At 36.7% G+C, this 26,624-nt stretch carries 25 protein-coding genes; 10 read left to right on the forward strand and 15 right to left on the reverse strand.

The features are described 5' to 3' along the window. Positions 1-76: 76 nt before the first annotated feature. Complete coding sequence (locus JEOSCH030_RS00605; protein WP_183369235.1) at positions 77-406, reverse strand: hypothetical protein; 330 nt, start codon at positions 404-406, stop codon at positions 77-79. A 12-nt stretch (positions 407-418) separates the two neighbouring features. After that, positions 419-1,090 carry an HAD family hydrolase gene (locus JEOSCH030_RS00610; protein WP_183369237.1) on the reverse strand — a complete coding sequence of 224 codons (672 nt, stop codon included), beginning with the start codon at positions 1,088-1,090 and terminating at the stop codon, positions 419-421. A gap of 102 nt (positions 1,091-1,192) precedes the next feature. Here JEOSCH030_RS00610 and JEOSCH030_RS00615 point away from each other — a divergent pair, with 102 nt between their 5' ends. The 3 genes from JEOSCH030_RS00615 to JEOSCH030_RS00625 all read left to right on the forward strand — a co-directional run bounded on the left by JEOSCH030_RS00615 (position 1,193) and on the right by JEOSCH030_RS00625 (position 4,465). Continuing rightward, positions 1,193-1,633: a YtoQ family protein gene (locus tag JEOSCH030_RS00615; RefSeq protein ID WP_183369239.1), complete on the forward strand. Its 441-nt coding sequence runs from the start codon at positions 1,193-1,195 to the stop codon at positions 1,631-1,633. A 182-nt stretch (positions 1,634-1,815) separates the two neighbouring features. Then, a complete protein-coding gene (gene putP / locus JEOSCH030_RS00620; RefSeq protein WP_183369241.1) occupies positions 1,816-3,384 on the forward strand; it encodes a sodium/proline symporter PutP in 1,569 nt (522 codons plus the stop codon). Positions 3,385-3,475: 91 nt separating this feature from the next. Further along, positions 3,476-4,465 carry a YeiH family protein gene (locus JEOSCH030_RS00625; protein ID WP_183369243.1) on the forward strand — a complete coding sequence of 330 codons (990 nt, stop codon included), beginning with the start codon at positions 3,476-3,478 and terminating at the stop codon, positions 4,463-4,465. 42 nt (positions 4,466-4,507) lie between these two features. Here JEOSCH030_RS00625 and JEOSCH030_RS00630 read toward each other — a convergent pair whose 3' ends face one another. After that, positions 4,508-6,016 carry an SLC13 family permease gene (locus JEOSCH030_RS00630; protein ID WP_183369247.1) on the reverse strand — a complete coding sequence of 503 codons (1,509 nt, stop codon included), beginning with the start codon at positions 6,014-6,016 and terminating at the stop codon, positions 4,508-4,510. 243 nt (positions 6,017-6,259) lie between these two features. Continuing rightward, a complete protein-coding gene (locus tag JEOSCH030_RS00635) occupies positions 6,260-7,273 on the reverse strand; it encodes a PTS sugar transporter subunit IIC (protein ID WP_185125022.1) in 1,014 nt (337 codons plus the stop codon). 184 nt (positions 7,274-7,457) lie between these two features. On the opposite strand from JEOSCH030_RS00635, the gene JEOSCH030_RS00640 reads away from it, so the two are divergent. Together JEOSCH030_RS00640 and JEOSCH030_RS00645 are read left to right on the forward strand one after the other, a co-directional pair. Next, positions 7,458-7,805, forward strand: a complete 348-nt coding sequence (locus JEOSCH030_RS00640) for a DoxX family membrane protein (protein ID WP_183369249.1) — start codon at positions 7,458-7,460, stop codon at positions 7,803-7,805. A 91-nt stretch (positions 7,806-7,896) separates the two neighbouring features. After that, positions 7,897-9,324, forward strand: a complete 1,428-nt coding sequence (locus JEOSCH030_RS00645) for an aldehyde dehydrogenase family protein (protein WP_183369251.1) — start codon at positions 7,897-7,899, stop codon at positions 9,322-9,324. 46 nt (positions 9,325-9,370) lie between these two features. On the opposite strand, the gene JEOSCH030_RS00650 is transcribed toward JEOSCH030_RS00645, so the two are convergent. The 9 genes from JEOSCH030_RS00650 to JEOSCH030_RS00690 all read right to left on the reverse strand — a co-directional run bounded on the left by JEOSCH030_RS00650 (position 9,371) and on the right by JEOSCH030_RS00690 (position 17,273). Further along, complete coding sequence (locus JEOSCH030_RS00650; RefSeq protein ID WP_183369253.1) at positions 9,371-10,579, reverse strand: MFS transporter; 1,209 nt, start codon at positions 10,577-10,579, stop codon at positions 9,371-9,373. Between the two features lie 12 nt (positions 10,580-10,591). After that, a complete protein-coding gene (locus JEOSCH030_RS00655; protein ID WP_183369255.1) occupies positions 10,592-11,107 on the reverse strand; it encodes a GNAT family N-acetyltransferase in 516 nt (171 codons plus the stop codon). 135 nt (positions 11,108-11,242) lie between these two features. Further along, positions 11,243-11,677 (reverse strand): MarR family winged helix-turn-helix transcriptional regulator, encoded by a 435-nt coding sequence (locus JEOSCH030_RS00660; RefSeq protein WP_183369257.1) that lies wholly within the window; start codon positions 11,675-11,677, stop codon positions 11,243-11,245. 63 nt (positions 11,678-11,740) lie between these two features. Further along, positions 11,741-12,493: a PepSY domain-containing protein gene (locus tag JEOSCH030_RS00665; RefSeq protein ID WP_183369259.1), complete on the reverse strand. Its 753-nt coding sequence runs from the start codon at positions 12,491-12,493 to the stop codon at positions 11,741-11,743. Continuing rightward, a complete protein-coding gene (locus JEOSCH030_RS00670; RefSeq protein ID WP_235962181.1) occupies positions 12,486-13,733 on the reverse strand; it encodes a sensor histidine kinase in 1,248 nt (415 codons plus the stop codon). Before JEOSCH030_RS00670 ends, JEOSCH030_RS00665 begins: the two co-directional genes overlap by 8 nt. 117 nt (positions 13,734-13,850) lie before the next feature. After that, positions 13,851-14,525 (reverse strand): response regulator transcription factor, encoded by a 675-nt coding sequence (locus JEOSCH030_RS00675; RefSeq protein ID WP_183369263.1) that lies wholly within the window; start codon positions 14,523-14,525, stop codon positions 13,851-13,853. Between the two features lie 83 nt (positions 14,526-14,608). Further along, positions 14,609-15,451, reverse strand: coding sequence for a PepSY domain-containing protein (locus tag JEOSCH030_RS00680; RefSeq protein ID WP_183369265.1), 843 nt, complete (start codon positions 15,449-15,451; stop codon positions 14,609-14,611). A 112-nt stretch (positions 15,452-15,563) separates the two neighbouring features. Further along, on the reverse strand, positions 15,564-16,337 hold the full coding sequence (locus JEOSCH030_RS00685) for a DNA alkylation repair protein (RefSeq protein WP_183369267.1): 774 nt from the start codon (positions 16,335-16,337) through the stop codon (positions 15,564-15,566). A gap of 57 nt (positions 16,338-16,394) precedes the next feature. After that, on the reverse strand, positions 16,395-17,273 hold the full coding sequence (locus JEOSCH030_RS00690) for a DegV family protein (RefSeq protein ID WP_185124706.1): 879 nt from the start codon (positions 17,271-17,273) through the stop codon (positions 16,395-16,397). 182 nt (positions 17,274-17,455) lie between these two features. Here JEOSCH030_RS00690 and JEOSCH030_RS00695 point away from each other — a divergent pair, with 182 nt between their 5' ends. The 3 genes from JEOSCH030_RS00695 (at position 17,456) to JEOSCH030_RS00705 (ending at position 22,079) form a co-directional block, all read left to right on the forward strand. Further along, positions 17,456-18,982 (forward strand): AbgT family transporter, encoded by a 1,527-nt coding sequence (locus tag JEOSCH030_RS00695; RefSeq protein WP_185124707.1) that lies wholly within the window; start codon positions 17,456-17,458, stop codon positions 18,980-18,982. A 17-nt stretch (positions 18,983-18,999) separates the two neighbouring features. Then, positions 19,000-20,268 carry an amidohydrolase gene (locus tag JEOSCH030_RS00700; RefSeq protein ID WP_185124708.1) on the forward strand — a complete coding sequence of 423 codons (1,269 nt, stop codon included), beginning with the start codon at positions 19,000-19,002 and terminating at the stop codon, positions 20,266-20,268. A gap of 182 nt (positions 20,269-20,450) precedes the next feature. Then, complete coding sequence (locus JEOSCH030_RS00705; RefSeq protein WP_185124709.1) at positions 20,451-22,079, forward strand: BCCT family transporter; 1,629 nt, start codon at positions 20,451-20,453, stop codon at positions 22,077-22,079. 39 nt (positions 22,080-22,118) lie between these two features. On the opposite strand, the gene JEOSCH030_RS00710 is transcribed toward JEOSCH030_RS00705, so the two are convergent. Further along, entirely contained in the window at positions 22,119-23,225 is a 1,107-nt protein-coding gene (locus tag JEOSCH030_RS00710) for an alanine racemase (RefSeq protein ID WP_185124710.1), read from the reverse strand. 27 nt (positions 23,226-23,252) lie between these two features. Beyond that, positions 23,253-24,194 (reverse strand): cation diffusion facilitator family transporter, encoded by a 942-nt coding sequence (locus JEOSCH030_RS00715; protein ID WP_185124711.1) that lies wholly within the window; start codon positions 24,192-24,194, stop codon positions 23,253-23,255. Positions 24,195-24,302: 108 nt separating this feature from the next. Here JEOSCH030_RS00715 and JEOSCH030_RS00720 point away from each other — a divergent pair, with 108 nt between their 5' ends. Together JEOSCH030_RS00720 and JEOSCH030_RS00725 are read left to right on the forward strand one after the other, a co-directional pair. After that, the gene (locus JEOSCH030_RS00720) at positions 24,303-25,484 is read left to right on the forward strand and encodes an MFS transporter (RefSeq protein WP_185124712.1); all 1,182 of its coding nucleotides are present in this window, start codon (positions 24,303-24,305) and stop codon (positions 25,482-25,484) included. A gap of 121 nt (positions 25,485-25,605) precedes the next feature. Then, positions 25,606-26,598 (forward strand): NAD(P)/FAD-dependent oxidoreductase, encoded by a 993-nt coding sequence (locus tag JEOSCH030_RS00725; RefSeq protein ID WP_185124713.1) that lies wholly within the window; start codon positions 25,606-25,608, stop codon positions 26,596-26,598. Positions 26,599-26,624: the final 26 nt, after the last annotated feature.

Here is a 26,624-nt window from a genome sequence, read left to right on the forward strand (position 1 = left end):
GACATACTAATTGGCGAAAGTGTCATACTAATTAAAAAAGCACCTCTCTAACTCTTAGAAAGGTGCTGACCCAAGCTTATTTAATTTTATCGTTAAGATAGTTTACAAATTCTTCACCGTCACCTGAAGTGATATCCACCATAGCAATTTGACCCATTCCTTCAGGAAATTCAATGATCAAATTATTATCTTCTAAGTAGGCTTTAACGATATCCTGATATGAAAACACCCTTGTATAAGCTTCACCGTTCATATCTACATTCATAAACATACGTTCATTAGTTGTCATATATGCTCCGGGAAAATAGTTTTGATCTCTTACTTTATATAAAAGCGTTCCTACTAAAGAAGGACCAAATTTTTCCGTTGGATATAAGTCTGCTTCAGTTAAATTTAATAAGTCCAAAAATAATTCCTCCTAAAAATGATTGATAATCTTCCAGTTATTACGCTCAGCTATCGATTGTAGAGCAGAGTCTGGAGTCACAGCAACTGGTTGTCCAACGAGTTCTAACATCTTCAAATCTGAGATGCTATCACTATAGGCCTGACTGTTGTTCCAATCAATTTTTTCGCCTCTAAAATGCTCTTTTAAGATTTCAATTTTTCTTTCTGCAAACACTCTTTCAAAGCGTACTTTAGAATCTACTTGTCCGCTCTTATTATAATTCACTGTTGAACCTACAATGTAATCGAATCCCACACCTTTAAATAAGGCTTCTAGCAATGGAATAAAGGCGCCTGAAATTAATACAACATAATAGTTATCTTTTTTTAATTGCTTTATTTTCTCTAAGAGAGGAATCCGTAACTCACGGCTCATAGAATTGGCGACATCACTAAAAAATTCATCTATATCAGATTTTGTATAGCCTTTAAAGGATAAAATATACGACTCTAAAGCTCGACGTTGCATCTTAATTTTAGGCACCAATTTAAGCTTATAACCAAAATATGTAGGTGCAAAATATCTAACGAATCTTTTGTAATTTTTCTTATATTTAGGATGAGACTGCAGATGTTCTCTTAAAGTTTCAAATGTCTCATGCGGATACAGCGTGCCGTCAAAATCAAATAATGCTACCTTCATGTCGCTAATTCCTTTCCCGTCCTATTATTCATGTACTAAATATTTTACCATAAATGTTTTAAGGTATATACTATTATGCAATAAGTATAAGGAGGGTATACATTGGAATTAACAGTATATTTAGCTGGTGAAATTCACAGTTCTTGGAGAGATGAAGTTAAATCACTTGTCAAAGAAAAAAATCTTCCATTAACTTTTGTTTCTCCCCAAACAGAACACGATTTATCAGATGATATTGGAGAAAAAGTGTTAGGTGAACAACCATCAAAGTATTACCGTGATGATGCAGCTTCAAGTATCAACAACTTAAGAACTCAAGTCCTTATGAATAAGGCAGATATTGTGATTGCACTATTCGGTGAAGAGTACAAACAATGGAACACAGCCATGGATGCAACAACTGCAATTAATCTTGGTAAACCATTAATTTTAGTACGCCCTGAAAAGCTCATCCATCCGCTTAAAGAAATCTCACAAAAAGCAAATGTTGTGACGGCGAGCGTTGAACAAGCGATGGAAGTTATTGAATATATATATCAATAAGGAATAAAGTTTAAATTTCTTTCCCGGTCTATAGATGAATATAGGCTGGGATTTTTTGTATTTTTATATACTGTTATACACAAACAACGTTGTAAAAAATCTCTACTGTCGTTATAATTGCCAAAAGCATATAATTATTTCTAAGCATCTTAGACAAACTAGAAACAAAGGGGAGAACTTTCATGATTTTAAACAGTGCATTAAACACTGAATTTACTTTTACTGTTGGATGGCAGCATTATTTAATGATCGGGATATACTTTCTTGTCCTGATTGGGATTGGGCTATATGCCTACAAGCATTCTACATCCAGCATGGATGAGTATACATTAGGTGGACGTAATATCGGTCCTTGGGTAACTGCTTTATCAGCTGGTGCAGCAGATATGTCAGGTTGGATGCTCATGGGTCTACCAGGTAGTATGTACAGCGTTGGGATGTCGAGCTTATGGATTGCTATCGGTTTAACTTTAGGGGCTTACATTAACTACTTAATCGTTGCGCCAAGATTACGTGTTTACTCAGAAGTATCAGAGAACTCAATTACTATTCCTGACTACTTTGAAAACCGTTTTAAAGATAACAAACATATTCTTCGTATTATTGCAGGTCTGGTTATTGTTGTTTTCTTTGCTGTATACACAGCAAGTGGTATGGTATCAGGCGGTAAATTATTTGAGAACGCATTTAACTTCCCATACCATTGGGGCTTATTCTTAACAGCTGGAATTGTAATCATCTATACTTTCGTTGGTGGTTATTTAGCAGTTAGTTTAACCGACTTTTTCCAAGGAACAATTATGTTTATCGCTATTGTGATGATTCCAATTGCGACTTGGATGACTTTAACAGGCAACGGTATTCAACCTTTTGTTCGCCTTGAAGAAATCGGTGCTCTACATGATATCGACTACTTATCAATCATTAGTGGTGTGTCTATTATTACTATCATCAGTAACCTAGCATGGTTCTTTGGTTACTTTGGGCAACCACATATCATCATCCGTTTTATGTCTATTAAAACTCACAAAATGTTACCAGCAGCACGTCGTATCGGGATTTCTTGGATGGCCATTTCTCTTGCAGGCGTATCCCTTGCTGGTTTACTCGGTGTTGTATTTATCGATTCAACGAAACATAATGTAGAAGATCCTGAGACTATTTTGATTCTCATGAGTCAGGTACTCTTCCATCCACTTGTTGGCGGATTCTTCTTAGCAGCAATTTTAGCAGCAATCATGAGTACAATTTCATCTCAATTATTGGTGACTTCAAGCTCATTAGTACAAGACTTCTACAAGATGATCCGTCGTCGTATACTTAAAGATAAAGAAACTAAGACTCCTGCGGAACTCGATAAAATTTATGTTGCTATGAGTCGTCTTTCAGTAATTATTGTTGCCTTAGTTGCGATTGTCATTGCTTGGGATGATGAATCAGTCATTTTAAACATCGTTGCTAATGCTTGGGCTGGTTTTGGTGCAGCCTTTGGTCCACTTGTTGTAATGTCTCTTCACTGGAAAGGCATGACACGTTCAGGTGCAGTCGCATCTATTTTAGGTGGAGCAATCACAGTTGTAATTTGGATTGCAGCAGGTACTTTCGGCACTGGCTTATACGAAATGATACCAGGTGTTATTGTTGCAACACTTGCAGGTTACATTGTAAGTAAGATGACACAGAAAACAGAAATTACGCCTGAAATGATTACAGAATTTGAAGAAACAGAACGTATCGTCAGAGAAAAATAAAAACCAAAGGTACTTGGGACTGTCGTCCTCAGTACCTTTTTCTTAATTACCTTTACTCGTAATTGTGATACTCTTTTATAGAGGTGAATAAATGAAAACAAACTACTTTTCTAGACCATTCTTCTTTGGAATTGTTTTTACATTAATCATTGCATTGATTAGTATGGCCTTAGTGAAACTACCTGTTCTTTCAAGTATCGGTGCCTTAGCTGTTGCACTCATCATTGGAATAATTTACCGTCAGTTTCTTGGGTATCCTGAATACATAAGACCCGGTATTACTTTTTCTGCTAAGAAGCTACTTAGGTTCGCCATCATTTTATATGGCTTTAAATTGAATCTACAACTCATACTATCTGATGGGTGGATTATGCTTTTACTTGGAGCTTTAGTTATTTTCTTAAGTTTTGCACTCATGCATATCATGAATAAATTTATGAAAGGTAACGACTCAATTATGTTCTTGCTTGCAGCAGGTACTGGAATTTGCGGGGCTGCAGCGATTTCTGCGGTAAGTTCGATTACCAAGTCTAAAGAAGAGGATACAGCAATTGCAATCGGTCTTATTTCTGTTGTCGGGACCGTCGGAGCTTTAATTTATACTTTTCTTGGTCCTGTCTTCGATATGCAAAATACAGTTTACGGGGTATGGAGCGGCCTAAGTTTACATGAAATTGCTCAAGTTGTCTTAGCTGGCGGTGCTGGTGGAGATGATGGCATGGCGATGGCATTACTATCCAAGCTAAGTCGTGTTTTCCTCTTGATTCCTGTGAGCTTTATCATCATGTATTTTGTCGCTAAGAAACAACACAGTAAGACAGAAGAAAAAGTTGATATTCCGTATTTCTTAATCTTTTTCATCTTGGTTGCTATCTTGAATTCTTTTGTAGCGATTCCGACAGGATTAAAGGATTTTATCGACCAATTTACTACCTTGTTGATGGTTATGGCTATGGTTGGACTGGGCTTAAGTGTATCTTTAAGATCCATCAGAGAAAAGGCAATGAAACCTTTACTCGCCTTAATCATTCTCTCTGTTGTCATTTCTTTAGTCAGCCTATATGCGGCTTCATTCTTCTAAATAAAAAACCTGTTGGGAAAAATCTCCCAACAGGTTTTTCTCTTATATTAAACCGATCCACTGCCAGTATGTTGCTGACATAATAATGATTAAAATGTAACCAAATACAGTTAAGAAGATTCCTGATTTTAAAAGGTCTTGAACTGTAAATGTTCCAGTACCATATGCAAGCATATTTTGTGGCGCACTTACTGGTAGTAAGAAACCAAAGCAAATTACAAACTGTTGAATTAGGACGAATCCAAGTGAAGAATCACCCATATTCAAGGTAGTAGTTAAAGCGATAAAGACCGGTATTAAGGCCGATGCTAAGGATGTTGCACTTGCGAATCCTAGGTGTATCAAGATGTTAAATATTGATACGAGGGCAATGGTCGCCACTAAAGGCAAGGCGTCTAAGCCCATGGCACCAAAGGTCACATCTGAAAGCCACTGTGCCGCACCTGTTCTTAAGAGAACTGTACCTAGTGAGATACCAATTGCAAAGACAATAATCGTACCCCAGTTAATCGTTCCTTCAACTTCTTTCCAAGTGAAGATTCCGATTTTCGGCGTCAACATTACTGCTAAGGCGATTAATGTAATTGAAGATGAGTCAAACGGGTGCAAGATGCCTTCTGTTGCCCAGAATATTAATAGTAAACTCGCGATAACAATAAGTCGCCACTCAACCGGTTTAATCGGTCCAAGTTTATCAAGCTCACTATTAATCATCTCACGACCACCAGAGATCTCATCTGTTTCTGCTTTAAAGAATCGCGTCATAACAAAGTATAGTAAAATACTCATTATTATTGAGAATGGTGCTGCGTAAATGAACCATTGAATCCAAGAAATATCTTCTCCCATGGCTTCGTTAATAAAACCAACTGCTACTAAGTTTTGCGCTGCTGCTGTTTTAATACCGATATTCCAAATTGATACGGCTTGAACTGCTGTGATGATAAGTAAAGTTGCTAATTTACTATCCTTACTCATACCAAAGGCAGCGACCATACCAATTAAGATTGGTATAACTGCACCTGCTCTAGCTGTAGCTGATGGTACGAAGAAAGCAAGTAAGATAGACACTAAAATTGTACCTAATACGATAGCATTTGTTTTATTACCGACAATTCTTAAAACATAAAGTGCTAAACGTTTGTGTAAGTTAGTAATCTGCATGGCGCTCGCTAAAAAGAGTGCAGCCGCAACAAGAGCTAAAGCTGAACTAGAAAATCCAGAGAAAGCGAGTGACAGCGCATTACTTGTACCAAATTGCTCAGTTCCTCCTGGGACATCTAAAGCTTCTCCTATTTCATTTCCTGGCACAGGGGACAATCCTAGTAGAATAATCAGTAAGCCAACAATCATTACTGCAGACACGGGATATTTGACTGCTTCAGTCACCCACATAATGACCGCAAATGCTAAAACAGATAAAGCTCTAAGTCCTATCACACCAAGCGATTCTGGTGCTGGCAAAAAGTTAATAATAATCATTACTAAGAATGCGACAATTATCCAGACAGGTTTGTAAGGCTTTTTAGTTTTTTCTTTGTCATTTGCCATAATTACTTCTCCTTTTCATAGTATATTTTACAAAATATTTCACTGCAAATATAACATTATATTTGCAGTTTGGTATAAGTATGATAAGTTTTGTCATAATATCATCATAGTTATAAAATTTATTGAAAAATTTATAAGTCAGTGTTTGAGAGTGATTACTCTTTTAGATATAATTGATATAATATATAAATTTTTTAGAGAAAAAATGAACGTCTGCCCTGAAGGCAGACGTTCATTTTTTGTTTAATCTTTTAATACTTCGCTATTGTATATTTTTATATTTCTAAATACATAGCTACCTATCATAGCAACTACTAATGAAACAATCGCACAAATCACAGCATACATTACCACTTGTGTTGCGGGATTATAACCAAACATCACTAGAAGTCCAGGTACAGGTGCAGCTGTACCTGGTGCATCGTTAATCATTCCTGAAGATGCGATAATCATTCCTGATGCCGCACCACCTACGAAATTGGTCACATACATCGGTATGGGATTTGCGGTGATTAAGTCTGCTTTAGATAGAGGCTCTATTGATACAGAGATAATCGATTTTAAATCACCAATTTTAAGTTTGTAGAACAACCAAGCATTTGCTGGTGAAGATGCGAATGCAGATAGAGCAGCCACTGCCATCGGTACACCTGTTAAACCAAGCAAGGCAGTTAAAGCCATAGAACTTAATGGAGAAATTCCAACTACAGTGACGATACCACCAAGCATTAATCCCATTAGGATTGGACTCGTATCCGTTGCTGTTTGGATTATCTTTCCAATCTCTAATAGAGAATTATCAACCAAAGGTGTAATCAATAATCCTAATACCCTAATCAAAGGCATGGCCACTAAAATAACTATGATAAAATCTAAGCCCTTAGGAATCACTCTCTGGAGCCAAAGCACTCCGAATGATACTATGTAAGCTGCGAATAGACCTGGTATTAGGCCCATGTCTCCAAATCCCGCTGCCATTATTGCAGCGTTTACTGGATTGACTTTCATGGCTAAACTAACTAGCATGACGACAATTGCACCGTCTAAGCCACCGGCAACTGTTCCTGCTTCTTGGAAGAAGCTAAGATTAAATAAATCACCAATAACAAATGAGTTCAAGGCTTCAACTAAGTAAGTTGCAATTGCTGCACCTGCAAATGCACCCATTACTTTTGATCCATAAGGTGCAAAATGCGTAAACAGTGTAAAAAATATCAAGATAACTAATAGCAAGCCAATTCCTATAAGCTCATCAATTGTCAAAACCCCCCACATATTTATATATATTATGGAATAATTTATGAAAAGCCTTTCACAAATCACAATGAAATAAAGTTATCATAAGAAAAATTTTAAGTCAATTCATTTAACATGAACCTTTACTTAGTATTATGTTAAAATTGTGACAAGATAAAATTAGTCAAAATCTAGGAGGGGTACAATGATTAAGTATTTAGTAAACCTTTATGTCGGGTCACAAATCATTGAAGGCGGGCTTAACAAACTTAAAGCAGATGGTAATATGGGTGAGGAATTTGAAACTGAGTTCAACGTCAATAGTGATCAAATGAAAATCGCAGGTTACTTAGAATCTGTCGGTTCAATTTTCTTATTCCTATCATTTTTAGGTAAAACTTTCACTCGTATTGGAGCTTTGATGATCAGTGCTGTTATGAGCGTTGCTGTATTTAAACACTTTAGAGCTGGTCATGGTTTTGAAGGTAGTAAAAAAGCTTTAAAACTTCTAGGTCTTTCTGCAGCGAGCCTATTTGAAACTTTCCGTAAATAATCGTCAGTCCAAGTGCTACTTGGACTGCTTTTTTGTTTAAGCATTTTTAATAACGGTTATATATTAGTATGAAAAAATTGGAGGGTTATCATTGGTTAAATACACTAAACAATTTATAGACGGTGAATGGGTAGATAGTGAATCAGCTGACACAATTGATGTCATTAATCCCGCAACTGAAGAAGTGTTTCAAACGGTTGCTGCTGGTAATAAAGCTGATGTAGATAAGGCAGTTGCAGCTGCGAAAAAAGCATATTTATCCTTTAGAAATACTGATGTCAAAGAAAGAGTTGCTCTTTTAGAACGCATTGCAGATGAATATGAAAAACGTAAAGATGACATTGTCTATACAATTACAAACGAACTCGGTTCACCTATAGATATGTCTGAAAATGGACACTATAGTGCAGGACTTAATCATTTTAGAACAACAGCTGAAGTTTTAAAAGATTTCCAATTTGAAGAACGTCGTGGAGATTCACTTGTAATGAAAGAAAGTATTGGTGTTGCAGGTTTAATTACACCTTGGAACTTCCCAACTAATCAGACTGCTCTAAAACTTGCAGCTGCTTTCGCTGCAGGTTCAACAGTTGTCTTAAAACCAAGTGAAGAGACCCCGATTACTGCTTGCATACTTGCTGAAATTTTCCAAGCAGCAGGCGTACCTAAAGGTGTCTTCAACCTAGTCAATGGTGACGGTGAAGGTGTCGGTGTACCCCTAAGTGAACACCCTGACGTACGAATGATGTCATTTACTGGTTCAGGACCTACTGGTCGCAGCATCATGGAAAAAGCTGCTCAAGACTTTAAGAAAGTTGCCTTGGAGCTCGGCGGTAAGTCTCCACTCATTGTCCTAGATGATGCTGACTTAGACGAAGCAGCAAGAATTGCAGTCGGTAGAGTCGTAAGAAATACTGGCCAAGTGTGTACAGCCGCAACTCGTACACTCGTACCAAAAGATAAGGTCGATGATTTTGTAGAAAAAGCAACGGCCGTAATGTCAGAAGTTAAAGTAGGAGATCCACGAGCTGAAGATACTGAGATGGGTCCATTAATCAGTAAAAAACAATTCGATAGAGTTCAAAGTTATATTAAAAAAGGTCAAGAAGAAGGTGCAACACTTCATTACGGTGGTTCTGGTAAACCAGACAATTTATCCACTGGATATTTCGTTAAACCAACCATCTTTACTGGAGTAAATAACGACATGGTCATTGCTCAAGAAGAAATCTTTGGTCCTGTTATGAGTGTCCTTGCTTATGATGATTTAGACCAAGCAATTGAGATAGCCAATGACACAGTCTATGGTCTTGCTGGTTATGTTGTCGGTAAAGATAAAGAACAACTCAAACAAGTTGCACGTTCTATTGAAGCGGGTACTATCGCAATTAACGAAGAACAAGGCACTAACGATCTTCCATTCGGCGGTTATAAACAATCAGGAATCGGTCGTGAATGGGGAGACTATGGTATAGAAGAGTTCTTAGAAGTTAAATCAATTAAAGGTTATTACGCCTAGTCTTCAACCATAAAAGAGCGTTTGAATAATGTCCAAACGCTCTTTTTTATAATTTGAAATGCCATATTCTTCTTTTTAGTAAGTATAAAAAAGTCATGAATAATATTAAGCATGATACTAAGAAGAAAATATTCATAAATGATACCCCACCCCAGCCAAATTTCATCCAGAAAAATCCGGCCAAGGTACCACCAACACTCGAACCAGTATAGTAAAAGAACAAGTATAGTGAAGATGCTTGTGCTTTGTTATTATGTGCAATATTACTCACCCAACCGCTCGTTAGAGAGTGGGCGATAAAGAAGCCGAAAGTAAAACAGATTAAGCCTAGTACTACCATCCAAACAGATGGCAATAAGACTATAAACAGTCCTGTAATTCCCATGATGATTCCAACATAGAGCATCGCTATTTTACCAAAGCGATACACTAAACGTCCTGAAATCATAGAACTTAATACTCCGACTAGAAAGATTAAATAGATCCAACTGACTAGTCTTTGGTCAACATTAAAATCTTCAATCAACACAAATGAGACATAATTATACAGTGACACATTGGTGCCTAAGAGTAAGAATCCCATTATAAAAAGAATAACAAGTAATGGGTTTTTCATATGTTCTGTTAAAGATTTAAAAAGAGATAAAACATTTAGATCCTTTTTCACAAAATGCTTGGACGGTGATAAAGCATACCAAAAGATAACTGTCGCGACTAAGCTGACAATACCGACCCCTATAAGGCCAACTTGCCAATTCCAATAACCTGCAGCTAAACCAGAAAAGACACGTCCAAAAACAGCGCCTAGCGCATTTCCACTTATGTAAAGTCCCATTGCACTCGCTAGACTCTTTGGATGAATTTCCTCACCGAGATAAGCCATAGCGATTGATGGTAAGCCAGCTAAGGCCACCCCTTGAATAGTTCTCATTGTAATTAAACTCGAGAAACTTGGGCTAAAAGCCGTTAAGATACATAAGATAGAGGCTGTGAACATAGAAAAAACCATTATGTTTTTACGACCGATTGCTTCTGATATGGAGCCAAAAAAGAGCATACTGATTGCTAAGGCAAAAGTTGTCACAGATAGTGCAAGACTAGCTGTTGTAGGAGTAACATCATAATAACTCGTCAAATCAGGTAAGATTGGTTGCACAACATAGAGGATTGCAAAAGTGTTAAAGCCCGCTGCAAAAAAAGCTAAAACAGTCTGTAAGTATCGTTTCGTTCCTTGTTCAATATAATCAGCTCTCATATGTATCACCCACTACAAATGCATATAAACTGTTTTATCTAGCCAAGCTTTGACTTGTTTCAAAGTCTCACTGTCTAGCAGTTCAGGATAAGTCATGAGTACGAGTTCTACTGTGTCATATCCTTTGTTTATAATAGGTTGCATATATTGGAAGTTCGTTAAGTAATAACCATTTTTCTCGTAAAATTTGATGCGTTTCTTAGATACTTCATCTTTAGGTGTTTCCACTTCTAAGATAACAGGTCTGTCATCCTGTTCATGATAGGCTTTTAGTGTCTTAGAACCTAAGCCTTGAGATCTATAGGACGGATTAACTGCTAAATGTTCAACAAAACGAAAATCTTCATTCGCCCATTCTGCAAAGAAAGCTAGCAATTCATCATCTTTTTTTAGAACATAAATTTCGTATTCATCTAGCTCTAACAGATTCTTTTGTCCTTCATAACTTCTAATTTCAGAAGGTGGGAACGACTCAGCAAGTAACTTGTAGAAAATATCGAAGTCATCTCTTTGTAATTTTTCTAGCATGTTAACACTTTCTTTCAATTATATTTACTTATTACTATAGAATAGTTTATCACATTAAAACAAGAGTTTGCCCAAAGCTTAAACATATCAAGTAAGAAAAAAAGCCCAAAGGATTATAATCCTTTGGGCTTCCTCTCACTTAACACGAGCTGCTGCACTAATTCTTTTGAGCATGTCTCTAAAGAGTTCAAGTTCTTCATCGCTTAAGTCGTCAAAAAGACTTGATAACAAAGCTGAATGAGTCGGGAAAATTTCCTTAATCAGCTCTTCCCCTTTGTCAGTTACGAGCACAATCATACTGCGCTTATCATTTTCATCTTTTTGTCTGACGATATATTCTTTTTTTTGAAGCTTATCCAAGACGTAAGTCGTACTTGAATTCGCAATGAGTATACGTTCTTGTATTCTATTAATAGGTTGTGGCCCTTTATTATATAAAAGTTCTAAAACAGCGAACTCACTAATATTTAAGCCATAACTTCTTACATCTTTTTTGACACTTTTCTCTAACAGATCATTAGTTCTTTTTATTCCTACGAAAGCTTTAAGGCTCTCTTCAATCCTGTCCATATTATTCTCCTCATGACTAAGAAATCTATAAAATTATACAATGACTAAAGGGTTATGTCAACTTTACTCGTTATCTCCATCTTCCTCTTCTTCATTTTCTTCGTAATCATCGAGATAGTCTTCATCATACTCTATATAACGCTGCGGTGACATATTAGAGTATTCATTGACTTCGTAAATAAGCTGCTCTATATCACCATAATCATCGTCATCAATTTCCAACCAAACTACTTTATAAATCTGTCCAGTCAGGCCGTTAACTGAGATAAGTGCACCCTCGTCATCTCCATCAACTAGTTGTAAAATGTAATACTCTCGCGCTTCTCCTTCTTCATACCAAGTTGAGTAGACATTTTCTCCCCCAACTTCATCAAAAGCAATCTTTTTAGCTTCTTCTAAGGTGATTGGTTTAGGTTTTGAAGCTTTTTCCTTATCCTTTTCTTCTGGTTGTTTTGACGCTTGTTCTGTATTTTTTTCTTCGGATTCACTTGTTTCCTCTGACTCTTGTGAGTCCTCTGTTACATTCTCTTTTTGCTTCGTCGTATCGCTGACGTTCTCAATCGCTTCTACACTTGAATCTTCACGGTCGATTTTCACTTCATGTAAGACACCTGCATTATTTAAATTGATATTAAAATAACGCTTATCGTTATCTAAACTTACAGATTCTACAGTGCCTCCATAACGCTCAGTTACAATACCTTTGGCTTCTTCTTCACTGATTAAATCCGATTGATTAAAAAAGAGGTATGCCAGAACAACGCCACCGAGCAAGATGATTAATATAGTCAACAATATTTTTGTTCGCTTAGTCATTGTCAGCCTCCTTTTTAAAGATTAGTGAAAAAGTAGAACCTTGATTTAATTTACTATCAACAACAAGCTTTATGTCATTCTGATCAGCGATTGTTTTAGCGATTGATAGCCCCAAACCAGAACCACCTGTTTTTCTCGTTCTTGCCTTATCCACCCGATAAAAACGATTAAAGATTTGTGATAATTCTTCTTCTGGAATGCCTATTCCATAATCTTTAATATCAAGTGTAATTCTATCTTTTCCTGTAGTAATCGATACATCTATATCCTCTTCACTATATTTATATGCATTATCTAAAAAGATTCTTAGCAGTTGTTCTAATGATTGAGGGTGAGCAAAAACATGAGGGTGCGTATCATCTGTCTTTAAGTTTATTTCTCTCTTAAAAACCTTAGATAAGCGGTGAGTCACGTTTTCTACGAGAGGAATCAAAGCGACATATTCCTTTGATTCTTCTTTATTTTGTGTGACTTCAGTGAAACTTAAAAATTGTTCTGTTAAATACTTCATGCGTAGACTCTCTTCAGAAATTGCAGAAATCCCTTCATCCAGTAAGTCCGCTCTAGTGCGTCCAAATCTATCTAACATTTTGGCATAGGACGTAATCACTGTTAGAGGCGTTTTCAATTCATGTGAAGCATTCATAATAAAGGCTTGTTGGTTTTCATCGTGTGCCTTTAAAGTTAACATCATATCGTTATATGAGTCTGTCAGTAATTTAAGTTCTTCAGTATCGGATTCATGACTGGAAATTAAAGTGTAGTTTCTGACACCTTCTTTGTCATTCATTCTCTGAATAAGTGCCTTAATAGGTCCTATGATTGAATTCGTAATCACTCTATTTAAAATAAATACTATAGCTACAATAATTATAGTAGATATAATTAGGATCCATTTTAAAATATTGTAGGTCTCATAAAGAAAATCTATATTCTCAAAGATTTGCAGGCTATGAACTGCTCCATCCATCCAAATAACTGGTTGTGAACTGAAGACAAAGCTTTGCTCACCAAGGCTTGTAACGTCAGTATATTGCTTAGTGTTATACGGCTCTTCTAACTCTAGAAATGACTGATTTGTCGCAATTCTAACCAAATAATTTTCATTTTCATCTTTCAAAGCGATATAACCATCAGACAAAGAAAAATACTGTAATACTGTTTCGCCACTTATGCCATTTTCATTTGCAGTTTGAATTTCAGTAATGATATTTATAGATCTGCTTTCTAATTGATTCATTTCCGCTTCCAAAGAGTAATGTTTATATGAAAAATATATCAGCAGATTTATTAATATCACGACTATCGCAATCATCACAGTTGTATAAAGTTGTATTTTTGTACCTAATTTCATTAGTTAGTCCTTTATCATGTAGCCGATACCTCTGACAGCAGAGATCAAAGATGGCTTTTCAGAATCTAGTTTTTTTCTAATATACCTAACGTAAACATCTACAGTATTTGTATCTCCAAAGTAGTCATATCCCCAAACTGATTCAATGATTTGTTCGCGAGATAAAGCTTGGTTCTTATGGTTGATGAGATAAAGAAGTACATCATATTCTTTTTGTGTTAAGTAGATGATTTCACCGTGACTCTTTACTTCACGAGCTAGTGGGTTAATCTCTAGGTGTCTGTGCTTTATTATTTCATTTTTACTTTTACTAAATGAACGGGCTTTTAAGTGTGCACGTATTCTCGCTAGTAACTCTTCCAACTCATAAGGTTTAGTCATATAGTCATTAGCCCCTGAGTCTAGACCGCTCACTTTATCCATAACGGCATCTCTCGCGGTTAACATGATGACCTTAATTTGTTCATCTTGAAGGCGAATTCTCCTTAAAACTTCTAGACCACTGAGTTCAGGAATCATCACATCTAAAAGAATTAGATCAAATGATCCATTTTCAAATTGCTCCAAAGCTTCTTTTCCTGTGTATGCTACTTCTGTTTGATAGCCTTCAAAGTCTAATTCCAACTGTATGACACGTGCTATTTTCTCATCGTCTTCTACTATTAAAATCTTTTCCATAAAATCCCCCTAAGACACTGACTAATTAAGTTGATTATAGCATGCTGTATATTAAAAAAGCGCCCTTAGGGGCGCTAGACTACTTAGTCTTCGATCTCGACAATTTCGCCTGTCTTAGCGTTAATAGTAACTTCTTTATCATCTATTTCAAAATCATAGTCGAAGTCGTCCACATCGTAATCCCACTCATCAACCTTACCTTCAGCTTCTTTTTCAGCAAGTTCTTTTGCTTCTTTGAATGACATTACTTTTACATCTTGTGCTTTTTCAAGGCGTTTGAAATCATCATCGCTATCGTCATCAGTTTCTTCTTCAATTACTTTAAGGTCTTTAGCATTGAATTTCACTTCGTATTCTTCATCTTTATTTTCAAGATTTACTTGATAGTATGCCTCACCATCATCTTTTTCATAAGATACACTCTCTAAAATTCCATCGAAGTTCTCTTTTGCTTTATCAATTGCTTTAGTTGTTTGTTTATCGAAAGCTTTATTTAGTTTAACTGCATTTTCTGGACTTTCTACTTTTTCTGCTTTTTTAGATTCGTTGCTACTTTTCTCTTTATCATCGTCATCGTCTCTGTCGTCATCTCTATCATCGTCCGAATCATCATCTCTGTCATCATCTAAATCAGAATCTTTTTCCATAACACTTAAATCATCAGCGTTGATTTTGATATCGAAATCTTCATCATCTTTTTCTAGCTGAATATCATAATATCTCTGACCGTCATCTTCTTCATATTCTACTTCAGTGACTTTACCATCAAATTCTTGTTTAGCTTTGTCCACCGCTTCTTGTGCTTCACTACTTAAGTTCTCTTCTCCATTCCACTCCATATCATCTGCATGAGCTGTCGTTGCTCCTAATGCTAATGCTGATACTAAGGCACCGCCAATGAATAAATTCTTTGTTAATTTCATCATCAATCATCCTCCAAATTTTTTGTTCTCTCTTGAACTTTCTAACTATATGATAAGCATCAGAGGCTAAGATATGCTTAACTGATTCTTAAACGATGATTAAAAAATGAATCACTTATTTTAATTGGCTTAATAAATCGAGTGCACCTTGGTGTTCTTGTTTTTTCAAAGTTCTAAGGGCGCGTTTTATTACAAAAGGTGATGACGCTTCAAAATGACTTTCTAAAAAAGCAACTACTTGATCAGCTTCGTAGCGGCTTAGATCATTCAAATGATTAGCGACTGATTTCTCAACATAACGTGATGGATCATTTAGAAAAGGTTTAAGTAAGTTAAAGTTTTCATTGATGTCCTCTCTTAAATAAGAGATATGTTTAGCCCATGGTAGTCTTGGTCGTGGTCCTTCGGTTACTAAACGTCTTAAATGCGCATTATCGCTATTTTTCCATTTTTCAAAAACAACTTCCACACGGTCGTAGTCTTCTTTGATAAAAGGTCTAATTGCAAACTCAGCTGTATCTCTCTTAGTAATCTCCTCAATAACTTTAATAGACTGATCAAAATCTTCTAAGCCATACATTTCTACAAATTTTGCTAAAGCTCTATAGTAGTACATCTTTTCAAAAGGAAAGTAAAAGATATCATTTTCTTCACCCAAGACATCGATAATGATCTGACTTGCTCTTATATAATCTTGTGGTAAGTACTTCCTTAATAATGTACTTAACTTTTCTATTCTTTCAGACATTCTCTTACTATCTATATCCTCAGTAAATTCTTCCACGAAATTTTTTCCATCAAAATCAGGATATACTTCTTTAATATTCACAACATAATGTTCAGCTAGATCCTCATTAAAAAAGTCTTTCATCAATTTCTTTTTAACCATGCATTCATCACCCTTTTGATAAAATAAAAAGAGCTCCTATAAAGGAGCTCTTAAAAGTTATTTCTTATCTATACTGCGGAAGATTCCGAGTCCCTTACTTCCTATTCCTCCATGCACACCAAGTGCAGGTGTTAAATAGCCTACCCTACAACTAATGCCAGGATATAGATTTTCAAATCGTTGTTTCAACTGTTCAGCTTCTTCAGCAATGTCCCCATGTGCAATCGCAATTTTAATTTTTCCATTAAATCGCTCCATTGCTTCTTCTATTAGGTTTTCCCAAAGTTTAATCACTCTACTATTAGTCCTTACCTTATCAAAAGGCTTAACTTGCCCGCCATCAGTGAAGTGAACAATCGGCTTAATTTTAAATAAGCTACCTATAAAGGCACTACCCGCTCCAAGACGACCACCTTTAACTAGGTAATTTAAGTCATCGACAGCAAGATAAATTTTAGTATCTTTAACTAAGTCTCTAATCTCCGCAACTGTCGTTTCGACATCCTCGCCACTTTCTATCAATTTAATCGTTTCTGATAGTAGATGTTCGATAATAAAAGAGGTGCCTTCTGAGTCTATTAAATGGTAAGATATTTTGCCTTCCTCAGCATATTCTTCCAACACCATCTTAGCACTCTGATAAGTCCCACTAATTTTACTACCTATATGAATAGCAATGACAGTGTCATAACCTTTGTTTATAATTTCATCCAAAACATCATAATATTCTCCAATTTGAGGTTGGGACGATTTTGGAATTTCTTTTTCATTTGCCAAACGACGGTAAAATGATTTTAATTGATCTTCATCAGTCGTATCTTTAAAAATAGACCCATCACTAAAAGTAACAGATAAGTGCACCTGATATACATCTGAATGGTTTCTTAAGTCGTCTGACAGGCTAGCTGTACTATCGACGATATAGGCAATTTTCATAAACATCCCTCCGTTCATCTAATCATTAATTATTATATTAGATATACAATAATAAGTATATCAATAACTGTTTTAGTCAACATTAGATGGACTTTCTTAAAAGAATTATATAAACTTTTAATAACTGCTTGAAAGCTTCGTCTTCAGCAGTATTAATTTCACAAAATATGGGAGGGTTTTCAATGAAAGAGAAAAAGGGGTTATTCCAGAAATTTCTAGACGTCGTTGAACGTCTTGGTAATAAGCTACCTGATCCTTTTGCACTATTTTTAGGACTTGCATTCTTAGTTATTATTATCTCTTGGATTTTTAGCATGTTCGATGCGTCCGTAATTCACCCGGGTAACGGAGAAGAATTACCGATTAACAACTTACTTTCTGGAGCTGGTTTACAGTTTATCTTAACTTCCATGTTAGAGAACTTCACTGGTTTCGCACCACTCGGCCTTGTACTAGCGATGATGCTTGGTATTGGTCTTGCAGAAAAAGTTGGGCTTTTAGATTATGCGATTCGTAAAACAATCTTAAAATCACCACCTGCCTTAGTTACATATACAGTAGTATTTGTAGGTATTATGGGTAACTTAGCTTCTGATGCTGCTGCAGTTATCATTCCACCACTAGGCGCTTTGGTCTTCTACAAATTAGGTAGACACCCTCTCGCTGGTTTAGCAGCAGGTTTCGCTGGTGCTGGTGCTGGATTTACAGCTAACCTTTTCATCGCTGGTACTGATGTACTCTTAGCTGGTATCTCGACAGAAGCAGCTCGTTTAATCGATGATACTATCACAATCACTCCAGTTGATAACTGGTACTTTAATATTATTTCAACCTTTATGCTGACGATTGTCGGTGGTCTCTTAACTTCACGCTTTGTTGAGCCTCGTCTTGGTAAATATGAAGGTGAAAGTGTCGAAGATGATAATGAAGAAGAACTACCTAACGCTAAAAAAGGTCTTATCGCTGCTGTCATTATAGGTGCGGTTTACTGGGGAGTTATCATCGTAGTAATCTTCCTACCAAACAGCCCACTGACAAATGAAGAAGGCGGTATTATACCTTCTCCGTTCATTGATGGTATCGTACCTATTATTTTAATATTCTTTATGCTTATTGGTATCGCATTTGGTATTGTAACTGGCAAGATTAAATCTACCAAAGATGCGACTAAATATATGACTGAGTCCATTAAAGACATGGCCGGTTATATTGTTCTCGTATTCGCAATTGCGCAGTTTATCGCTTACTTTAACTGGTCAAACCTCGGAACTTGGTTAGCAGTAAATGGAGCAGAATTCTTAGAAAGTGTCGAATTTACAGGAATTGGGTTAATCATAGGTTATGTTATCTTTACAGCATTACTTAACTTCCTAATTACATCTGGTTCTGCCAAATGGGCGATTGAAGCACCTATATTTGTTCCAATGTTTATGCAACTCGGCTATGATCCAGCCTTTACACAAGCTGCCTATCGTATCGCCGATTCATCAATCAACATTGTAACTCCGCTCTTCCCTTATATGGTGATTATCTTAGCCTTCATGCAGCGCTATGATAAGAATGCGAATATCGGTACTTATATGTCTCTTATGATTCCATATTCTCTTGTATTCTTGATTGCATGGATTATTTTATTAGCAATATTCTACTTCACTGGAATGCCTTTAGGTCCTGGTGTATCAGTATTCTTAGAAGATCGCGTTCAATAAGAATAGGAGTGTCATAAATGACTTTAAAAAAACAGTTAATAGAATGGCGTAGAGATTTCCATCAATATCCTGAATTAGGATTTTTAGAAATGCGTACCGCATCGATTGTTGCGAACACCTTAGAATCATTTGGAATTGACTTCAAAATAGGTAAGGAAGTAATGAACCCTGATTTTACTATGGGGAAACCAAGTGAGGAAGCTACACAACAGCATTACGAATGGGCAAAAGCTCACGGTGCAATCGATAAATACCTAGAGCAAGTTAAAGACGGCTATACTGGTATTGTTGCTACTATTGATAGTAAAAAAACGGGTCCGACTGTAGCATTTAGAGTTGATATGGATGCACTACCGATTTTTGAAGCGGAAGATAATGATCATTTTCCAGTTAAAGAAGGATTCCGCTCTAAAAATACGGAAATGCATGCCTGTGGCCATGATGTCCATACTGCAATCGGCTTGGGGCTCGCAAAACTCTTATCGGAACAAATCAATGAATTAAACGGTAAGGTAAAAATCATTTTTCAACCTGCAGAAGAAGGCACTCGTGGTGCACGTTCTATGACAGAAGCAGGCGTCGTTGACGATGTAGATTACTTCGTCGCATCACACATAGGTACTGGTATTCCGATGAATCATGTACTTGGTTCTAACAATGGCTTTTTGGCAACTTCAAAATTAGATATTACTTTTAAAGGGCGCTCATCCCATGCGGGTGGTAATCCTGAAGAAGGAAAAAACGCTATGTTAGCTGCAGCTAATGCTGTGATTAACTTAAATGCAATACCTCGACATTCAGGTGGTGCAACTCGTGTCAATGTCGGAGAGTTACATGCTGGTAGTTCACGTAATGCTATAGCAGACTTTGCGACTTTAAAAGCTGAAATTAGGGGTACAACTTCTGAAATTAATGACTACATGCAGAACTACGCTGAATCCATCATCAAGGGTGCAGCTCAAATGTTCCAAGTTGATTATACAATTGATGTTGTCGGTGCAGGTAAGAGTGCAAAAGGAAATACTGAACTTGCACAAATCGTCATTGATGCAGCAAAAAACAACAATTTGGAAACTACCTTAGAAGAAGCTAAGCCAAGTGGTAGTGAGGATGCAACCTTCTTTATCAACCGTGTTCAAGACAAGGGGGGACTAGCAACCTATACTATCTTTGGTACAGATCTTGCAGCTGGTCATCATAATGAACGCTTTGATGTTAACGAAGACAGCATGGAACCTGCTGTTTTAACCTTACTTGAAACTGCAAAACGATTAACAAAGCAATAATTTAAACAAAACGGCTAAAAATAAAACTTTTAGCCGTTTTTTGTGTTTACATGAAGGAATTAAAGGCTATTGAATATTAATGTGATAGAGGCGCTAGTGTAAAATAACACCTTGATATTAATTCCAGCTAGTGTTAGTATCAATCGTTGTGTCAAAAATATGAATGAACTAGGAGTGATGTAATGGCAAAAGACTTGCCAGAAACTGAAAAACCACAAAAAATTTCTTACGTATTCTTATATGCCGGTATCATTATAGGCCTACTTGTAATCGTTGGGGCTATATTCCCGAATCAATTTGGTGACGTTACTGGTACTTTATCTAACTGGGTAACAGATTACTTTGGTTGGTATTACATGATTTTAGTAACTATAATTGTTCTGTTTTCTATTTTCCTTATCTTTAGTCCTATCGGTAAATTGAAGCTAGGTAAACCAGATGATGAACCAGAGTTTAGAACAGTCTCTTGGATTGCTATGCTTTTCTCTGCAGGTATGGGGATTGGTTTAGTGTTCTACGGAGCAGGGGAACCTATTTCTCACTATTTAGCACCACCTACAGCAGAACCTGAAACGATTCAGGCGCTAGAAGAATCAATGCACTCTACCTTCCTTCACTACGGAATTCATGCTTGGGCTATATACGGTATTGTTGGTCTTTGCTTATCCTATGCAAGCTTTAGAAAAGGTGAAGTTGGACTACTTTCTAAAACTTTACGTCCACTCTTTGGCGACCGTGTTGATGGTTGGTTAGGTGTTGTTGTTGACGTTTTAGCAGTATTCGCAACTGTTATTGGGGTTGCTGTTTCTCTAGGTATTGGAGCAATACAAATCAATGGTGGTCTAAACTATCTCTTTGGAGTCCCAGTTGGCTTATTGAGTCAAGCTGTGATTATCGCTGTTGTCACAGTTCTATTCTTATATAGTGCATGGAGTGGCCTGAGTAAAGGGATTCAATATTTAAGTAACACCAACATGATTTTAGCTGGAATCTTATTCGCTATTATTTTAATTGTTGGTCCAACTATGATGATCTTAAATATTATGACAAGTAGTACTGGTGGCTACTTAAGTTCTATCGTTTTCAACAGTTTCGATGTCGCACCACTTAATCCTCAAAAGTCTGAATGGTTAAGCTCTTGGACTATTTATTATTGGGGTTGGTGGATGAGCTGGAGTCCATTTGTTGGTATATTTATTGCCCGTGTATCTAAAGGACGTACAATCAGAGAGTTCATTATCGCTGTATTATTAGTACCAACAGTGATTGGAATAGTTTGGTTCAGTGTCTTTGGTGTAACAGGTATAGATGCCGGACTTAAAAATCCTAAAGTCTTTGAAATGGCGACAGAAGTCCAACTGTTTGAAGTATTTTCTACCTTACCGTTAGGTACCATTCTGTCAATTGTAGCGATCTTACTAGTATCAATATTCTTTATTACATCTGCTGACTCTGCGACCTTTGTTCTTGGTATGCAAACCTCTCATGGTAGCTTAAACCCATCAGGAAGAACAAAAGTTATCTGGGGTCTATCACTATCTGCTATTGCATTTACCTTACTTGCAGCTGGTGGTGAGACAGGACTAAACGCATTGCAATCTGCAGCAATTATTTCTGCTTTACCATTTAGTTTTGTCCTGATCATGATGATGATCGCCTTTTACAAAGATGCTAACAATGAACGTAAATATCTTGGTCTATCAATTACACCAAGTAAAGAGCGTATGCGCACTTATAAAGAAATTTCACATGAAGAATATCAAGAAGAACTCGAAGCCTATGCTGATGAAGATAGACCTCGTGGTGTCTAAAAAATAAAGGAATCTCCTTAATGGAGATTCCTTTTTTCTTTACTGTAATTTACCTTGTGCGGCAATATCTATTGTCTCTACTACTTCATCATCTCTAAGTAGATAAGCTTTATGATAAAGATTGGATACCGGACAAATATGATTCGGTATAATTCTTACCTTGTCTCCAATTGAAACATTTTGCCTAAATTCTCTATTGTAAATAATGGCGTGTTCATCGAAGACATCATCCACAAAGACATTTTCAAATTCCTTAATTCTTCCTAGACCTTCAGTTTTGGTGATCCCTTTGTTTCTGGTCTGTTTGGTGAGTCCTTTTGCACCCACATCAGTGATTACTCTTTCATTCGTCGGTTTAGAAATTACAGTTGTTAAGACAGATGCTGCCGAATGCTCGTATGTGCCAATGGCGTTTGATTGTGAACAATCCATCAGTATATAAGTGCCTGGTCTAATTTCAGTTACACCTTCTGGTATATCAAAACCAAACATCATTGGTGGTGTCGAGCCAATTGACACTATTTGGATTTCAAAGCCCATATCACGAGCAAGATCACTAAAGTAGAGTGTACGCGTTGTTGCTGTTGTGAAAATATCGTAACAATCAGCCTTGTCAACAGCCTTATAAGAATGTCCGTCATGAGAAAATATGCCGACTAATTCTACATTATGACACGTTTTAATGTGTTCAAGCAGTCTCTTAAAATCTAATTCCTCTATTACTCCTGAGCGCTCTTCCCCCACTTCTATTTCTATTAAAACTCTAGCCTTCTTATTCGCACCTTCAAATACTTCCTCGATCTCATCTACATGTTCAATACAATCAATACCAAAAGAAATGTTTATTTTTTCAGCTAATTTTTTAATACGTTCTAATTTCTGTTTACCAACGATTTGGTTAGCGATAAAAATATCCTTTTGCCCATAAACTGCCATGATTTCCGCTTCACCGACTTTGGCTACCGTTATACCTTTAGCACCACTCTGCACTTGCTTCTCTGCAAGTTTTGGCATTTTATGAGTTTTAGTATGCGGTCGTAAATCAACCCCTTGTCGTTTAGCAAAAGTCGCCATATGTTCAATGTTCTGATCTAAAACCACTTCATCAATAACTAAGGCAGGTGTATCTATTTCTAAATAATTCAAAACAACATCCCCTTTTATCATAGTAAATTAAGTTGTTTCAGAAACTTCTGCTATATCATCACATAGAATATGCCCACTATGTCGGTTGTGTTTACATTCAACTTGAAGTGTGACGTGATTGATATCTATTTCTTTCATCTTGCTTTCTACTGCTTGAATAATCTTTTGTGTTTCATGAACATTTAACTGACCATTAACAACAATATGTCCACTCATGGCATTAAAGCCACTAGTAATTGTCCAGACATGAACGTGATGGACTCCTTCAACACCCTCAACTTCATTCATTACCTTGGTCAGTTTATCGAGACTGATACCTTCTGGTACCCCCTCCATTAATACGTGTAATGATTGTCTAAGGACTCTCCAACCACTGACTGTAATTAAAATAGCAACAATCACACTAGCTAGTGGGTCCATAAAACCCCAACCAAAGAACATAATCGAGAGTGCTGCAACTATTGCCGCGACTGACCCAAACAAATCTCCTAAGACATGCAAGAAAGCACCTCGCATATTTAAGTTATCATGTGTGTCCCCAGAAGTGAGAATTTTTGCAACGATAAGATTAACTAACAAACCTATAACTGCAATCACCAACATACCAGTCGATGCAATCTCCGGCGGATTAATAAAACGTCCGATCGCACCGATGAATATTGCTATGGCAATCACAATCAGCGTTGCTCCGTTGAACATTGCTGCTAAAATTTCAAATCTTTTATAACCAAAAGTTCTCTCAGTATCCGCTGTTCTTTCACCTATTTTAAAAGCCATGAGTGCAACCAGTAAGGATATGGCGTCACTGAGCATGTGTCCTGCATCACTCAGTAAAGCCAAACTATTGGTAAGTACTCCCCCAATAACCTCAACAAGCATAAATATCCCAATTAAAATTAAACTTACTGTTAAAGCTTTTTTATTCGCCCCATGAGTATGGTCATGGTGATGGGAATGATGTTCACTCATTTTTTCACCTCAATTCAGTTTGTTATGCTAGGCAATTATATTTTTCACATGTAAAATGTACGTATCAATATTTTACCATATTTTATAAGGTACAAAGGTGTCCTAACTATGAAGCAAAAATATCAACTCTACTTACTATATAACAGTATCTTTTTAGTCTTTCTAGGAATTAGCTTAGTCATACCTGTTATGCCATCTATCATGAATGAACTCGATATTTCTGGTTCAGGTGTCGGCTACTTAACAGCTGCATTTGCTATGACTCAACTTATCTTTTCACCTTTTACTGGACGAGCTGCAGATAAGTTCGGCCGTAAGATAATCATTGTTATTGGGATGATTATCTTCGCTTTTTCTGAGCTTCTATTTGGTCTAGGTAATACCATTGAAGTTCTGTTTCTTTCACGTATACTCGGGGGCCTAGCTGGAGCTTTTATCATGCCAGCAGTGACTGCGTTTATCGTCGACTTAACAACTGAAAAAAATCGTGCACGCTCACTAGGTTATATGACCGCTGCTTTAAACTTCGGCTTTGTAATAGGCCCTGGAGTTGGTGGGATCTTAGCTGAGTTCGGCACACGCTTACCGTTCTTTGTAGCAGCCTTTCTCGGTATTATTTCAGCTGTTTTAGCTATATTCTTACTAACAGAACCCAAGAGAAAAACTGAAATTGCTGCAGATAAAACTGAAGTTAGCCCAAGTAATTTTAAAACCATACTGACTCCGATATTCTTTATTGCTTTCTTAGTAATTTTTGTCTCGACCTTTGGTATGTCAGCGTTTGAATCTTTCTTCAGTCTATACTTTGATAGAAAACTTGGATTCACCCCTTTTGATATTGCCATTGCAATTACAGGTGGGGCAATTATTGGGGCGATTGCCCAGGTCGTTTTCTTTGAACCTTTAATAAGAAAACTTGGCGAAATTGCTCTAATTAGGATTTCGATTATTTATTCAGCCGTTCTTGTTTTTATCATTACCTTCATGGAATCATATTGGGCGGTCATGGCCATTGCCTTCATTATCTTTGTCGGTTTTGATTTGATTCGTCCAGCAGCAACGACCTTCTTGTCATACATTGCTGGAGATAACCAAGGCTTAGCTGGTGGTATGAACTCCTTCTTTACATCCTTAGCCAATGTTTTTGGCCCGATTATTGGTGGGATTTTATTCGACATTAACTTAGATTTACCATATTATTTCAGTGCCTTTGTCTTAGTCATTGGGTTTATTATTACAGTTGTCTTTTGGAAAGATCCAAGACGCACTTCATCTAGTTCTAAAGTCTGAATTAGCGTCTAAAACCACTTATATCGCAGTATATGACTTTTATTTTCAACCATCCTTATGCAATAATTAAGAAGATGAAAATATAAGACATTTTTCACAGACTAATGGAGGGTTTAATAAAATGACAGACGAAATTACAGATATAACAATAATTGGTGGCGGACCAACAGGTTTATTCTCTACCTTTTACGCTGGTATGAGACAAATGTCTGTTCGCCTCATTGATAGCCTACCTGAATTAGGTGGACAATTAACAGAACTTTACCCGGACAAATATATCTATGATGTCGGTGGATTTCCAAAAATATTAGCTAAAGACTTAGTAGATAACTTAGTTGAACAAGCACAATATGCAGATCCTGAGTTCCATCTAGGTGAAACTGTTCAATCATATAGAAAAGAAGACGATCATTTTGTCTTAACGACTGACCAAGGCGAGTACTTAACCAGAACGATTTTAATCACAGCTGGAGTTGGAGCTTTTCAACCGAGAAAACTTGGTCTAGATAATGAAGCTGAATTCGAAGGCGCTTCTTTACAATACGCTGTTCGTGATCTTGCTAAATTCCGAGACAAGGATGTTGTCGTTCTCGGCGGTGGAGACTCTGCACTTGATTGGGCATTGATGTTAGAAGATCTTGCTAAATCAGTGACACTTGTTCACAGACGTGAACGCTTCACAGCACATGAAAATACAGTGCAAAAGGTTAAGAACTCAAGTGTCAATGTTAAAACTTCTCTAAACGTTACAGAAATTAGAGGAGAAGCAGGGCAGATTGAAGAATTAGTTTTATCTTCTAAAAAAGGTGATGATGAAGAAGTCATTAAAGCTGATCAACTCATCGTGAACTTCGGTAATATTTCTTCTTTAGGACCACTGAAAGAATGGGGACTAAAACTAGATAAAAACTCTATCGAAGTCGATGCACATATGGAAACAAACATTGCTGGTATTTTTGCTGCTGGAGACGTCACTACTTTCGAAGGTAAAGTGAAATTAATTGCTACTGGCTTTGGTGAGGCACCTGTTGCTATCTCATATGCAAAATCATCCTACGATTCTAAATCACGTATTCAACCTAAACACAGTACAGCTGTCTTTAAACAGGACTAATAAAAATGGCACCATGAGATTTTCTA

The sequence above is a fragment of the Jeotgalicoccus meleagridis genome, assembly GCF_903994045.1.
In the GTDB taxonomy this organism is placed as follows: domain Bacteria; phylum Bacillota; class Bacilli; order Staphylococcales; family Salinicoccaceae; genus Jeotgalicoccus; species Jeotgalicoccus meleagridis.